Annotated in this window: 9 protein-coding genes and 1 pseudogene; 3 read left to right on the plus strand and 7 right to left on the minus strand. The window is 63.2% G+C overall.

Annotated features, from left to right (window positions below):
- Positions 1–154 precede the first annotated feature (154 nt).
- Positions 155–1,525, minus strand: coding sequence for an FAD-binding oxidoreductase (locus ACT3TS_RS12920; RefSeq protein ID WP_444531925.1), 1,371 nt, complete (start codon positions 1,523–1,525; stop codon positions 155–157).
- Between the two features lie 162 nt (positions 1,526–1,687).
- On the opposite strand from ACT3TS_RS12920, the gene ACT3TS_RS12925 reads away from it, so the two are divergent.
- On the plus strand, positions 1,688–2,476 hold the full coding sequence (locus ACT3TS_RS12925) for a GNAT family N-acetyltransferase (protein WP_444531926.1): 789 nt from the start codon (positions 1,688–1,690) through the stop codon (positions 2,474–2,476).
- 369 nt (positions 2,477–2,845) lie between these two features.
- Here the strand turns inward: ACT3TS_RS12925 and ACT3TS_RS12930 are convergent.
- The 4 genes and pseudogenes from ACT3TS_RS12930 to ACT3TS_RS12945 all read right to left on the minus strand — a co-directional run bounded on the left by ACT3TS_RS12930 (position 2,846) and on the right by ACT3TS_RS12945 (position 8,202).
- A pseudogene (locus ACT3TS_RS12930) lies at positions 2,846–3,187 on the minus strand (YciI family protein).
- A 261-nt stretch (positions 3,188–3,448) separates the two neighbouring features.
- Positions 3,449–5,128 (minus strand): urocanate hydratase, encoded by a 1,680-nt coding sequence (gene hutU, locus ACT3TS_RS12935; protein ID WP_444531927.1) that lies wholly within the window; start codon positions 5,126–5,128, stop codon positions 3,449–3,451.
- A 293-nt stretch (positions 5,129–5,421) separates the two neighbouring features.
- Positions 5,422–6,762 carry a Na+/H+ antiporter NhaA gene (gene nhaA, locus ACT3TS_RS12940; RefSeq protein ID WP_444531928.1) on the minus strand — a complete coding sequence of 447 codons (1,341 nt, stop codon included), beginning with the start codon at positions 6,760–6,762 and terminating at the stop codon, positions 5,422–5,424.
- A 180-nt stretch (positions 6,763–6,942) separates the two neighbouring features.
- Positions 6,943–8,202, minus strand: a complete 1,260-nt coding sequence (locus ACT3TS_RS12945; RefSeq protein WP_444531929.1) for an acyl-CoA dehydrogenase family protein — start codon at positions 8,200–8,202, stop codon at positions 6,943–6,945.
- Positions 8,203–8,512: 310 nt separating this feature from the next.
- Here ACT3TS_RS12945 and ACT3TS_RS12950 point away from each other — a divergent pair, with 310 nt between their 5' ends.
- Together ACT3TS_RS12950 and ACT3TS_RS12955 are read left to right on the plus strand one after the other, a co-directional pair.
- Positions 8,513–9,976 (plus strand): purine-cytosine permease family protein, encoded by a 1,464-nt coding sequence (locus ACT3TS_RS12950; RefSeq protein WP_444531930.1) that lies wholly within the window; start codon positions 8,513–8,515, stop codon positions 9,974–9,976.
- Positions 9,977–10,025: 49 nt separating this feature from the next.
- Positions 10,026–11,135: a histidinol-phosphate transaminase gene (locus ACT3TS_RS12955; RefSeq protein WP_444531931.1), complete on the plus strand. Its 1,110-nt coding sequence runs from the start codon at positions 10,026–10,028 to the stop codon at positions 11,133–11,135.
- Positions 11,136–11,510: 375 nt separating this feature from the next.
- Here the strand turns inward: ACT3TS_RS12955 and ACT3TS_RS12960 are convergent, their stop codons facing one another.
- Positions 11,511–12,392, minus strand: coding sequence for a nucleotidyl transferase AbiEii/AbiGii toxin family protein (locus ACT3TS_RS12960; protein WP_444531932.1), 882 nt, complete (start codon positions 12,390–12,392; stop codon positions 11,511–11,513).
- Positions 12,389–12,970 (minus strand): type IV toxin-antitoxin system AbiEi family antitoxin domain-containing protein, encoded by a 582-nt coding sequence (locus ACT3TS_RS12965; RefSeq protein WP_444531933.1) that lies wholly within the window; start codon positions 12,968–12,970, stop codon positions 12,389–12,391. Before ACT3TS_RS12965 ends, ACT3TS_RS12960 begins: the two co-directional genes overlap by 4 nt.
- Between the last annotated feature and the right edge of the window lie 145 nt (positions 12,971–13,115).

Consider the following 13,115-nt stretch of genomic DNA (forward strand, 5'->3'; position numbering starts at 1 on the left):
GCTGAATCATCACGCACCGAGACCGGATGCACAGGCGGACGCACAGGCGGACTCTCCGGCCTGGGTCGCACGACGCCGGACACCCGAGTCCCGCACCCCGCCCACCCTTGCCGCGGGCCCCCTTGACTCGCCACCCAGGAGGGCACCGCCGTCGTCAGATGGCCTTGCCCGGATTCAGGATTCCTTGAGGATCAAAGACCTTGCGGATGGCGTGCTGGAGTTCGAGCGAGACGTCGCCGAGTTCTTCCTGGAGCCAGTCGCGCTTGAGCAGACCGACGCCGTGTTCGCCCGTGAGCGTCCCGCCCAGGCGCTGTGCCAGATGGAACATTTCACCGAGAGCCACCTTGGCCGGGCCCTCGGTGATGGACTCCTCCGGCTCCACGACAATCATGGGGTGGAGGTTTCCGTCGGCGGCGTGGGCCACGCTGAAGATCCGTGTTCCTGTTCGCCGGGAGATGTCCTCCAGACCGGCGAAGACGTCGGCGAGCCGGTTCCGGGGCACGCCGATGTCGCCAATGGACACGCGGCCGAGCCGCTCAAGCGAAGGGATCGCGTCCCGGCGGGCTGAGATGAGTGCCGCCGCTGTTTCAGCATCGGCCGCCTTCTCTATGTGGGTGGCGAACGGTTCAATCGTCTGGATGAGGACGTCCTGTTCAAGGAATGCGCCGTACCCGTCGGTCTGTGCCAGAAGGAACGCTCCGCCTTTCGAGCGGTGGTTGGTCCCCTTGGCGGAGTCAACGGCCTCCAGCGTGGGCCCGTCCATGAGCTCCAGCACGGAGGGCTGCAGCCGGGCGGCGACAATCGCCGAGGCGGCCAGTGCGGCGGCCGCAACGTCAGGAAAGTAGGCGGCAACGGTGGCCGTTTGGATGGGCGCTGGGCGCAGCCGCAGCGTGGCCTCGACAACGATTCCAAGGGTTCCCTCGGAACCGATCATCAAGGCATTCAAGTCGTAACCGGTCACGCCCTTGATTGTTCCCCTACCCGTGACCACCAGCCTTCCGTCGGGCAGGACCACCCGCAGCGAGAGAACGGATTCTCGGGTCACACCGTACTTGGCACACCACATCCCGCCGGCGTTGGTGGCCACATTGCCGCCGATGGAGCAGATCGCCGTGCTGGCCGGGTCAGGGGCGTAAAACAAGCCGTGGGTGGCAGCAGCCGCGTTCACCTCAGCATTGAGAACGCCGGGCTGAACCACAGCCAGCTGCTCCACAGGATCGATGTGCAGGATCTTGTTCATCCCGGACAATTCGAGCACAACTTCCCCGGCTCGGGCGGAGGAGCCAGCCGCAAGGCCCGTTCCTGCACCGCGCGGAACTACGGGGACGTTGTATCTGGACGCAAGTTTCATGGCGTTGACGACATCGTCGATGCTCGTCGCGTAGACCACACCGTCGGGCAGGCTCGGAGGGACATACCCCGAGCGGTCGATGCTCACCCGCACACGCTCGCCGAACTCAGTGGACGCATGGGCGCTTGCCCCAAGAAGTGCTGCAGAGGGTGGGAGATCTGTTTCTGCGTTCATGGAAACCTCTTTGTTTTCATGCCGATTGTGTGGTTCTGCCCCAGCTTAGGCTGTGAACGCTACGTAGTGGCGCAGCCTCCGTCAAGGAATGTTTGTTGATTGGATATTCCCTCGGGTGGCTGGTTATATCAATTGCTGCCGCGCCCTGACAGAATAAATGCAATGAATAATCAAGAGCGCTACCTCCGGGCCTACGACGAACAACTCCGCACCGATGCTGAAACTCCCAGCGCCATCAACGTGGGCATCGAGGGCCCCCTGCGGCTCGTCACCTTCGCGGGAGGCCGGGGCTTCATCACCTACCAGGATCTTGCCGGCTCGGATGCCCAGGAGATCGCAGCACTCGTCGCCAAAGCGCTGACGTACTTCACGGCAAACCCTGAAATCACCAGCGTGGAGTGGAAGTCCCGCGGCCACGACAACGCTCCGGGGCTGCACGAGGCACTGCTGGCGCACGGCTTCGAAGCCGACGAACCCGAATCCATCATGATCGGCCCGCTCGAGGCCCTGGCCCGGGACATGCCCATGCCCAACGGCGTGACGTTGCGGAAGGTGACGTCCGACGCCGATGTGCGGGCCATGAGCGCCATGGCCGACGAAGCGTTCGGCGAGTCCGTCGATACCCGGGCCGCCAATGCCCTGACCGCCCGGTTGGCACGCAAGGACGGCATGGAGCTTTGGGTGGCTGAAACCGCCGGGCGGATCGTGAGCGCAGGCAGGCTCGAACCGGTTCCCGGCACGGACTTCGTGGGCATTTGGGGCGGCGCCACACTGGAAACGCACCGCCACCGCGGCATCTACCGGGCCCTGACGGCCGCCCGCGCCCGTTCCGCACTCGCCGCAGGCAAGAAGCTGGTGCACAGCGACTCCACGGAAGATTCCCGCCCCATTCTGGAACGCTCCGGCCTGGTTAAGGTCTCGACCACCACCCCCTACAACTGGAAGCGCTAAAGCAGCGACGGCGGACACTCGCACGAGCGTCCCGCTCACCGGCGACGCCACCCGGAAAGGTTGCCCCTTTCAGCGATGACGCCCATTCAGTCGTTTACTTTAAAAGGCACACCGAAGATGACCCGAACCAAATCGTGCCGGGGAGAGAGTTCCTGCGATCTTGTCCACCAAAAGTACGCGCCACAAGGTAGGCAATAGTCTCGGCTGTAACGGCCGCACCTCTGAAAAGGTTTTCAGGCGGAGGCTATTGGGAAGCCATGCGCCGATCCGGCCGCAGGTGATCGCACCGCACTACAGATCTTGGATCTCCGCCATCACGAGGCTAACTCTGAAGCACGACGGCGGGCCGTCGCCTCCCGGGTCTGGCCGTTAGCTGGCTGGGTCGTACTGAAACTCCCGGAGTTCTTGCGCGCAGCGGCAGGCGACGGCGGTCTTCGCCGCCCACTCGAGCGCTGCCTCCCTCTATGGCAACTCAAGAATCAGGTAGCCGCCGTTGGGCACCTTGTGACCCGGGTACGTGCCGTCGGAGACGGTGCCGTCACGGGCCACGAGCACCGGGTCAACGTCCTCATTGATCCCACCGCCAAAGACGTACACGCCCGCGGCCTTGGCCTCTTCGATGACTGCATGTGCGGCCTCGACCACCGCCTCGAATTCTTCCTCCGGGACCACCATGGCTTCACAGGGGAACGAGATCAGGTACTTGCTCATTCGAGGACTCCGCTGCTCCGGCGGCGCCCTTCGTCAGCTCTTCACTGCGGCAGCGCATCGCGTCTCGCCCCGATTATGACTCCGGGGCCTGACACGGGTCAACGTTGAATATCGCGCCCGATCCACGCAACCACCGCTATCGCCTTATCGGTCAGAGCCGGTGACATGCAGGCGCCAAATGAGAAAAGACGCCGACCCGATCATGCGCACTGGAAGTACCCAGCGCATGAACGGATCGGCGTCATAACGGCGAAAATAGTCTTACTGCTCCTGCATCGGCACCCGGACGCCACGCTCGGCGGCAACCTCCAGCGCACGGTCGTAACCGGCGTCGGCGTGGCGGATGACGCCCATGCCGGGGTCGTTCGTCAGCAGCCGGGCCAGCTTCTCGCCCGCCAGCGGGGTGCCGTCGGCCACGGAAACCTGGCCGGCATGGATGGAGCGGCCAATGCCGACACCGCCGCCGTGGTGGATGGAAACCCAGGTGGCGCCCGAGGCCGTGTTGAGCATGGCGTTCAGCAGCGGCCAGTCGGCGATGGCGTCCGAGCCGTCCTTCATGGATTCGGTTTCGCGGTACGGCGACGCCACCGAGCCGGAGTCCAGGTGGTCGCGGCCAATCACGATGGGCGCTGACACGCGCCCCGAGGCAACGAGCTCGTTGAACAGCACTCCGGCCTTGGCGCGTTCGCCGTAGCCAAGCCAGCAGATGCGAGCCGGCAGGCCCTCGAATTCAACATGCTCGGCCGCGGCGTCGAGCCAGCGGTGCAGGTGCGTATTCTCGGGGAACAGCTCCTTCAGCGCCTCGTCGGTGACGCGGATGTCCTCGGGGTCTCCGGAGAGCGCGACCCAGCGGAACGGGCCCATGCCCTCGCAGAACAATGGGCGGATGTAGGCGGGAACGAAGCCCGGGAACTCGAACGCACGGGAGTAACCGCCCTTGCGTGCCTCGTCGCGGATGGAGTTGCCGTAGTCGAAGACCTCGGAGCCGGCGTCCTGGAATTCAACCATGGCTTGCACGTGGCGGGCCATCGCATTCTGCGACTTCTTCGTGAAGCCCTCGGGATCGGACTCGGACTCGGCCGCCCATTCGGACACCGAGTATTCGGTGGGCAGGTAGGACAGCGGGTCGTGGGCGCTTGTCTGGTCGGTAACAATGTCAACAACGAATTCGCCAGCCTGGTGGCGGCGGAGGATCTCCGGGAAGATCTCGGCAGCGTTGCCCACAACACCCACAGACAGCGGCGTCTTGGCAGCCTTGGCCGACAGCACTCGCTCAAGGGCGGCGTCCAGGGACGGGGCCAGCTCGTCAAGGTAGCGCTTGCCAACACGTCGCAGGAGACGCTCCTCGGAAACGTCGACGATCAAGCAGGCGCCACCGTTGAGGGTGACGGCCAGCGGCTGCGCGCCGCCCATGCCGCCGCAGCCGCCGGTCAGGGTCAGCGTGCCGGCCAGCGTGCCGCCGAAACGTTTCTCGCCGATGGCTGCGAAGGTCTCAAAGGTGCCCTGCAGAATGCCCTGGGTGCCGATGTAAATCCAGGAGCCGGCCGTCATCTGGCCGTACATCATCAGGCCCTCGGCCTCGAGCTTGCGGAACTCGGGCCACGTCGCCCAGTCCCCCACCAGGTTCGAGTTCGCCAGCAGCACCCGCGGGGCCCAGACGTTGGTGCGGAACACACCGACGGGCTTGCCCGACTGCACCAGGAGGGTTTCGTCGTCGTCCAGCGTCTTCAGCGTGGCAACGATCGCGTCGTAGGCCTCCCAGGAGCGGGCTGCACGGCCGGTTCCGCCGTAGACCACCAGGTCTTCCGGGCGCTCGGCCACCTCGGGGTCAAGGTTGTTCATGAGCATGCGCAGCGGCGCCTCGGTCTGCCATGACTTGGCCGAAAGGTCGGTGCCGCGTGCTGCACGGATGGAGCGGGAGGGGTCATGCATCGTTGCCATGATGTTTTCCTTAGCTGTTGGTTCTGAGCTGTTGGCCGGAATGCTCCGGCAAAACTTCCTATGCTCTTATCCAACCCCCGCACGGCCCGCAATCCTAGGGGCCCAACTCGGCGCCCGTCTGTGATCCAAGACAATCGGCTGTTGCCGGAGAAGTACGACGGCGGGACCGCGCCATCCGCGACCGGCCCACCCGGGCGCGGGCAGACCCGGCAATAAACTGAGTCCTTCGTGGCTTTGCTTAAATGCACTGAGCCCTTCCCATCCGGGAAGGGCTCAGTGCATGGGGATCAATTTCAGTTGCTGTCCTGCTGGTAAACATCGGGGATGCCATCTTCATCGGAGTCAACCGACTCTTCGAGCTGGACTGTCTTGTAGTGGCGGTTTCGAGAAGACAACACCACGGTGGCCAGCAGCGCAGCCAGGACTGACGCGGTAAGAATGCCAATTTTGGCGTGGTCATCATGGGGACTGCCCTGCCCAAAGCTCAACTCAGCCACCAAAAGTGAGACCGTGAAGCCGATCCCGGCCAGCAGGGCGACGCCGAACAGATCGATCCACTTTATTGAACTGTCCAGGGATGCCTTGGTGGTTTTGTTCAGCAGCCACGTGGTGCCCATAATCCCCACGGGTTTGCCCAATACCAACGCAATGACAATGCCTATGGCTACCGGGTCTGTGACAGCTGAGACCAGTCCGTCCCAGCCGCCAATGGCCACACCTGCGGAGAAGAACGCGAAGAGCGGCACCGCGACACCCGCTGAAATGGGCCGGAAGCGGTGCTCGAAAATTTCCGACAGACCCGGGCCGTTGCCGGGTCCGCCGCTGGCTTGGGAGCGGATCACCGGGATGGCAAATCCAAGCAGGACACCGGCTACCGTTGCATGGATCCCGGAGGCGTGAACCAGGGCCCAGGTGGCAATGCCCAAGGGAAGCAGAATCGCCCATGCCGCCCAGGCCCGGGTTCCGAAGAAGCGTCGGTATTTTTGCGCCATAAAGGTGTAGAGGGCCAGCGGAATGAGGGCAATCAAAAGCGGACCGAGATGGATCTCGTCGGTGTAGAAAACGGCGATGATGCTAATCGCCAACAGGTCATCGACAACTGCCAAGGTCAGCAGGAAGATCCTCAGGGCGCTGGGCAGATGCGATCCAATAATAGCCAAAACTGCCACAGCAAAGGCGATGTCAGTTGCCGTGGGGATGGCCCAGCCCCGCAGCGTCTCCGGGCTGGTCAAGTTGACGACGGCATAAATTAACGCCGGAATCACCACGCCGCCGACAGCGGCTGACACCGGAACAATTGATTTACTGAATTGACGTAGGTCACCGGCTACGAACTCACGTTTAAGTTCCAGACCGACCAGGAAGAAGAAGACCGCCAGCAGGCCGTCCGCCGCCCACGTGCCCAGGCTAAGCTCAAGATGCCAGGGCTCGTAGCCGATCTTGAAATCGCGCAAGGCGAAGTAGCTCTCGGATACGGGCGAGTTGGCCCAAATGATGGCGATGACGGCTGCTCCGACCAGCAGCATGCCGCCCACGGTTTCTTTCCGCAGGATCGTTCCGATCCGCAGCGCTTCGGAATAACTGCCCCGTCCAAAGACGGTGCGAGGCGTTGGCGTGGAGGGTTCTTGCTTCATACAGGATTCCTTTTGAGGGCTCGACGAAATTATGTCGACCAGACTTCCCGACTCACCGTCACCAACCTTACCCTTATCGCGCGCCCGACAACCACCTACACCCCTTCACCAAAGCCACCTTCGCCGATGCCACGCCTCATTTCAGTCTTGGAACGGCAGATGGATCCGGTCTCTGGCGGCTTAAACAAACGCGGCAATGCCTGTGATGGCCCTCCCGGCCACGAGCGTGTTGATCTCGTAGGTGCCTTCGTAGGTATAGATGGCCTCGGCGTCGCAGAAAATCTTGGCCATCTCGTAGTCCACCGAGACGCCGTTGCCGCCCAGGATGCCCCGGCCCAGCGCCACAGTTTCGCGCATGCACTTGGTCACGAAGGCCTTGGCCATGGCCGAATGCTCATTGCGCGTGGTCCCCTCGTCCTCCATCTGCGCCAGCCTGACCATCATCCCCATGGACGCCTGCGCGTTGGAGAGCATCGTGACGAGCTGTTCCTGAATCAGCTGGAAGCTGGCGATCGGCTTCCCAAACTGGTGCCGCTCCACCGCATACTTGCGGGCCACGTCGAAGGCGGCCAGCTGGATGCCCACCGCCTGCCAGCCCACCGTGGCCCGCGTGGTCTTGAGCACCTTGTTCGTGTCGCGGAAACTGTTGGCGTTCGCCAGCTTGTTAAAGGAAGGCACGACGACGTCCCGCAGGACAATGTCGGCATTCTGGACCGCGCGCAGGGCAATGCGATTTTCAATCAAGGTTGCCGTGAAGCCCGCGGTCTCGGTGTCCACGAGGAAGCCCTTGACCTGGTCGTCGGCCACGTCCTTGGCCCACACGATCACGTAGTCGGAGAACGTGGAGTTGCCGATCCAGCGCTTCTCCCCGTTGAGGATCCAGGAATCACCGTCACGAACGGCGGTGGTCCGGGTTCCGCCGGCAACGTCGGAGCCTGCCAGCGGCTCGGTGATGGCAAAAACACCTGTCTTCTTCAGCGCATAAATGTCGGGCAGCCAGGCAGCTTTTTGCTCCTCGGAGCCCAGCAGTTCAATGGACCCGGTGAACAAGCCGTCGTGGCCGCTGAAGAAGGTGCCGAAGGAGGCGTCGACCCGGTGGATGGCGGCCGTGACCATGCCGGCAAACAAGTGGGAGCGGCCCTGGCGGCGCACGGGGCTGATCATGTCCAGTTCGGCGACCTTGGGGATCAGGTGGACGGGGAATTCGCTGCGGTTCCAGAAGTCGCGGGAAATGGGGCGTACGTTGGCCTCCATCCAGTCGCGGATCTCATTCAGCCGGGCCAGCTCGTCGGTGGGCAGCAGGCTTTCAAAGAAGAAGAAGTCAGCGTCGGGGTACGGCAGGTGGCTGCCGTCGGTCGAAGCAGCGGCAGCGGTGGCAGCTGGGGCCGCAGTGGCATCGGCCGTGTCGGCAGCGCCGGCAGCAATGGGTGTGGCGGTCATGGGAAATCTCCTCCAAGGGGATGGTCGGGATGGCGATTGGCCAAGGAAAGCGGCGGCGGCCGAGAAAGAAGGTGGACGGAACACAGTCGGCGAGCGCCGCCGTCGAATCTGCGCCACGGAAGAATCGCGGCCTGCTTCGAACATAGCCCGAACCCGGAGCGGAGCATGCCCTAGATCACACAAAGCACCCGCTCGTCTCGGATCACAGACGAGATTGGTGAACGGGGCCACCCCTCCCCCGGCCATCCGTGCTCAGATGGACTGAGAAAAGCAACCGGGGGACACACGCAAATTCCAATGGAGGAATGACATGTCACGAATTCAAACGGTGCGAAAGAGCGGGCCGGCCATTGAACGCCGGTCGATCGATTTCGTGCCGCAACGCGAGCGCCACGGCAAGCCCTTTGGCCAGTTCACCCTGTGGTTTGGGGCGAACATGCAGATCACGGCCATCGTCACGGGCTCCCTGGCGGTGATCTTCGGCTCCGACGCGTTCTGGGCGATCATCGGCTTGTTCATCGGCAACCTGCTCGGCGGGACCGTCATGGCCCTGCACGCGGCTCAGGGCCCCAAGCTCGGCATGCCGCAGATGATCTCCAGCCGCGCACAGTTTGGCGTGTTCGGCGCCGTCATCCCCCTGGTGCTGGTGATCATCATGTACCTGGGCTTCGCCGCCACCGGCGCCGTGCTGGCCGGCCAGGCAGTGGAGCAGATCATTCCCACCGGCCACCCGGCAGTGGGCGTCATCATCTTCGGCGCCCTGACGGTGCTCGTGGCCACCCTCGGTTACAAGTACATTCATCTTCTGGGCCGGATCTCCACGATTGTGGGCATCATTGGCTTCACCTACCTGGCCATCCGGCTTTTCCTAATGCACGACGTCGGCGCCGTCATGGGAGCGGGCGAGTTCGCCTTCCCCACGTTCCTGCTCTCCATCTCCCTCAGCGCCGGCTGGCAACTGACCTATGGCCCCTACGTGGCCGACTACTCCCGCTACCTGCCCGCCAACACCCCGGCCCGCCGGACCTTCTTCTCCTGCTTCTCCGGGGCCGTGCTGGGCTCCCAGTGGTCCATGACCCTTGGTGCGTTGTTTGCCGCCATCCCGATGGCCGCCGGCCATGAATTCCTCGACGAACAGGTGGGCTTCGTGGGCAATCTCGCCGGCGGCGGCGCGATCGCCGTGCTGATGTACATCGTGATCGTCGTCGGCAAGCTGACAGTGAACACACTGAACGCCTATGGCGGATACATGACGATCCTGACCTCCGTCAGCGCCTTCACCCGCCAGCTGCGCTTCGCCCCATGGGTCCGCTTCGCCTACGTGATCGGCTTCATCAGCGTCTCCGTCATCATCGCGATCGTGGCCTCCGACGACTTCATCTCCAACTTCAAGAACTTCGTGCTCCTGCTGCTGATGGTGTTCATCCCGTGGAGCTCAATCAACCTGGTTGACTTCTACTTCTCCTCCAAGGAAAAGGTCGACGTCCCCGCCCTCTACGACCCCAAGGGACGCTACGGCGCCTGGAACGTCCCGGCCCTGCTCACCTACGTGCTCGGCGTTCTCATCCAGATCCCGTTCCTGGCCCAGCACATGTACACCGGCCCCATCACTCCCCTGTTGGGTGGCGCGGACATCTCCTGGCTCGTGGGCCTGGTCGTTACCGCCCTTGTCTACTACCCGGTGGCCAAGCGCTTCAACCATCCGCCGGCGGAAATGATCTACCCGGCCGACGACGAGGTCACCCCAGAACCCGCCGCTGCCACCACCGCCTGACCCACCACAGCCCGACCCCGTACAAGAAACACCGAAAGAGGAATGATTCATGACCACGCACCTGGCCGTGGCGGAACAGCCCGCCGTCCTGCCACAGCCCCGGGACCTGGTGGCCTCGCTGCCCGTGTACTCCAAAGCCGGCGGAACAGTCCCGCCCAGCTGGCGTGCGTCATCGAACGAGTCCTTCCGCTCACCGTCACCGGCAGTAATGGCCGCCATCACCGGGGCGGCCGCGCACTGCCAGCGGTACCCCACACTGCAGGGCGATCCCCTCGTTGCCGCGCTCAGCGACAGCTTGGGGGTCGGCGCGGAGCAGCTTGTTGCCGGTGCCGGGTCCCTTGCGGTGCTCCAGCAGTTGCTGACGGCGTTTGCCGGGCCGGGCACGGAGGTGGTTTTTGCCTGGCGCAGCTACGAGGCGTACCCCATCCTGGTCCGGCTCACGGGGGCGCGCGACGTCCAGGTTCCGCTGGCCGCCGGCCACCGCCACGACCTGCCCGCCATGGTCGCCGCCATCACCGATGCCACGGCCGCCGTGATCCTGTGCAGTCCCAACAATCCCACCGGGACGGTCCTGGGGGCTGCGGAGCTCGAGGACATCCTGGCGCGCATCCCCTCCCATGTGGTGGTGGTCCTTGACCAGGCCTACGTGGAATTCACGGACGACGCCGATGCCTCCTCCCGGCACAGCCTCGCCTTGCTGGCCGCCCACCCAAACCTCGTGCTCCTGCGCACCTTTTCCAAGGCGTACAGTTTGGCGGGCTTGCGGGCCGGGTATCTGGTGGCGCATGCCGAGCTGGCAGCCCATGTCCGGGCGGTGTCGCCGCCCTTCGGCTTGAACGCGGTTGCCGAAGCGGCCGCCGTGGCTGCGCTTGCCGACGGGCAGGCTCTCGCAGCAAATGTGTCCACTGTGCGCGAGGGCCGCGCCTCGCTGCATGCCGCCCTGGCTTCCCGCGGAATGAACGTTCCGGCAAGCGGCGGCAACTTCCTGTGGCTGCCCGTGGGAGACGGCGCAGCGTCGCTTGAGGCGGCCTGCCTGGGCGAAAGCGTCAGTGTTCGCAGCTTTGCCGGCGAGGGTGTGCGCGTCACGGTGGGTTCACGGGATGCGGAGGCTGCGGTGCTGCGGGCCGTGGATGCGTGGCTGGTCGGAGGTGCCGCCTGACCTGTCTGCAGGTGGCCTTCGGCCACACCGACAAGCAGGCCAAAGCCCTCGTCGGAAATGATGTCGTGACGGTATCGGTTGATCCACAGCAGCCTTCAGCGGCAGCGACGGATAGACTTCAGCGCCCATCACAACGTCCCCTCAGAAAGAACAGATCGTCGCGCCCACCTGATACGCTCGGCGCAGGTCTGGCATCCCAGCCGCACCAATCAATGATGACTCCGGCCAAGCCACCAGGGACGCGGTCACGACTTCTCTCCATAGCTGCGAGCTGCGCAGCCTTCGCTTAGAAGGGCGCCACCGCCCAGCTCCGGAGCTGACCCGGGAGCTCCAGAACTTCACCGCCCCACCCTCGGAGCAAGTGGGCAAGAATTCCTATTGGCCGGTCCCCCAGGAGTAGGAATCCGGATTCCATGTGGAGCCATCGGTCTGATTGCCAACCAAAACTGGATCGATGAAGGCCACAATCTCGGCCAGCTGCCCACCAAGGGTTGGCAGACAAAGCCTTTCCAACTGGCCCTTTCTGCGCCAAGCAACCCATTTGCCCTGGGCGGCATCGTCGTAGTCCGCAAGGTAGGGTCTTATGGATTCCAGTTCGACTCCACGGAAGTCCCCAACAGCTATGGCGGCGATCCGAAGTTCCCCTGATGTGAACGCATGCGCCCGGGCGATCGAACGAATATCCATGTAGTCCCGCCATCGGGTGCTGGTGGACCCTCGCTGCAGAATCGTGACGACTTTTTCAGCGATGACCGTCTCCAGAGGATTGCCAGTGAGATGAACGTCGTCTCCGAGAATCCCTGGCAAAGTGACTGGCTTTGGAGCCGGCCAGATGGGATCCCCGGTACTGACATCCAGCTTGATCATCAGACGAGCACGGTGAAGCAAGGCGGGCAGATGCACCCGCAGGCCCCTGTACTCCTCCTCATCACGAATCTCCTCGATCCGTACGTCGTCAAGGATGAAGACAAGTCCATCGTCGGCCTCAACATCACAGATGGTTTGGAGCACCTCTCTCATGCGGGCCTCGTCCAAGGTGAACGCCAGAACCTGCATGTCAATGTCCCGCGTGGGCCGCCTCATGCTGAAAGCTGCCAGGAGTACGCCACCCTTGAGGGAAAAGTCGTTGACAAATCGAGTCTGTGCAAGCCGACTCAAAACACGCTCCAGGCCATAGAGTGTGATCATTTCATCTCCAGGGCGCCGCCGTTCCCGGCCAAGCCTGATGAGTTGTTGGTAGATCTTCTCCGCACTCATGCAAGCAACTCCAGTGCACTTCTAATCGGTCCGGTGGCGCGAGGCAGTTGTTTGGCTATAGTCATCAACTGCGCCGGGCGTGATCCGCGCCGCCTCAGCCAGTTCTTCAAGGCTTCAACGCCAATTTCAGCCCCTTCGGTCCCGCGCAGCCTGAAGACATCCACAATCGATCGCTCGGCTGAGTAAATACCGATAGGCAGCTTTTCGCCCGGGATCTCTATGGTCGTGCGCTCCATATCGAAGGTGGGGGAATTGAAGTAGTGCCAGCTGACCGGCGCGAGCGTAGTAGGACCTCTACGTCCACGGGGGAGGGCAATGTCAATCTTGCCGGGAATCATGTCGATAAGGTCGTGCCGAGCCAAGGCGCTCGAGAGACAAATGGTACCTCTCGGCGCCTTGTAGGCGATTTCCAGCAGGTCCAGGTCCGTAGCTGGCGAGTCGATATCCCGGTACAGTCCCGGTCCGATCTGTTCTATCTTCCCGGCATCACGCAGTCGGTATAGGGTTCGTGATGAAAGCCCGCTTTTCTGGGCTTCCGCGACTGTGAACGGGCCCACCTTGAGTTTTTCGTAACGCACTAGGAACCCCTTCCGTTGCTTACATTCTACTACACATAAAGTTATCTGTTGCAGAATATAAGCAAATGGGGCCGGCAATCGGATGGGCTCCGCTAAGAACCGAACGGTACGCAGGGGTCCAATTCAAGGGGTCCTTCTGGTAGTA

Source organism: Specibacter sp. AOP5-B1-6 (assembly GCF_052376555.1).
Lineage (GTDB): Bacteria > Actinomycetota > Actinomycetes > Actinomycetales > Micrococcaceae > Specibacter.

Excerpts from the sequence above, each read along its gene's own strand:
- nhaA (WP_444531928.1), bottom strand. The coding sequence starts at position 6,762 with ATGAAGCAAGAACCCTCCACGCCAACGCCTCGCACCGTCTTTGGACGG.
- ACT3TS_RS12955 (WP_444531931.1), top strand. The coding sequence starts at position 10,026 with ATGACCACGCACCTGGCCGTGGCGGAACAGCCCGCCGTCCTGCCACAG.
- ACT3TS_RS12920 (WP_444531925.1), bottom strand. The coding sequence starts at position 1,525 with ATGAACGCAGAAACAGATCTCCCACCCTCTGCAGCACTTCTTGGGGCA.
- ACT3TS_RS12925 (WP_444531926.1), top strand. The coding sequence starts at position 1,688 with ATGAATAATCAAGAGCGCTACCTCCGGGCCTACGACGAACAACTCCGC.
- ACT3TS_RS12960 (WP_444531932.1), bottom strand. The coding sequence starts at position 12,392 with ATGAGTGCGGAGAAGATCTACCAACAACTCATCAGGCTTGGCCGGGAA.
- ACT3TS_RS12950 (WP_444531930.1), top strand. The coding sequence starts at position 8,513 with ATGTCACGAATTCAAACGGTGCGAAAGAGCGGGCCGGCCATTGAACGC.
- hutU (WP_444531927.1), bottom strand. The coding sequence starts at position 5,128 with ATGGCAACGATGCATGACCCCTCCCGCTCCATCCGTGCAGCACGCGGC.
- ACT3TS_RS12945 (WP_444531929.1), bottom strand. The coding sequence starts at position 8,202 with ATGACCGCCACACCCATTGCTGCCGGCGCTGCCGACACGGCCGATGCC.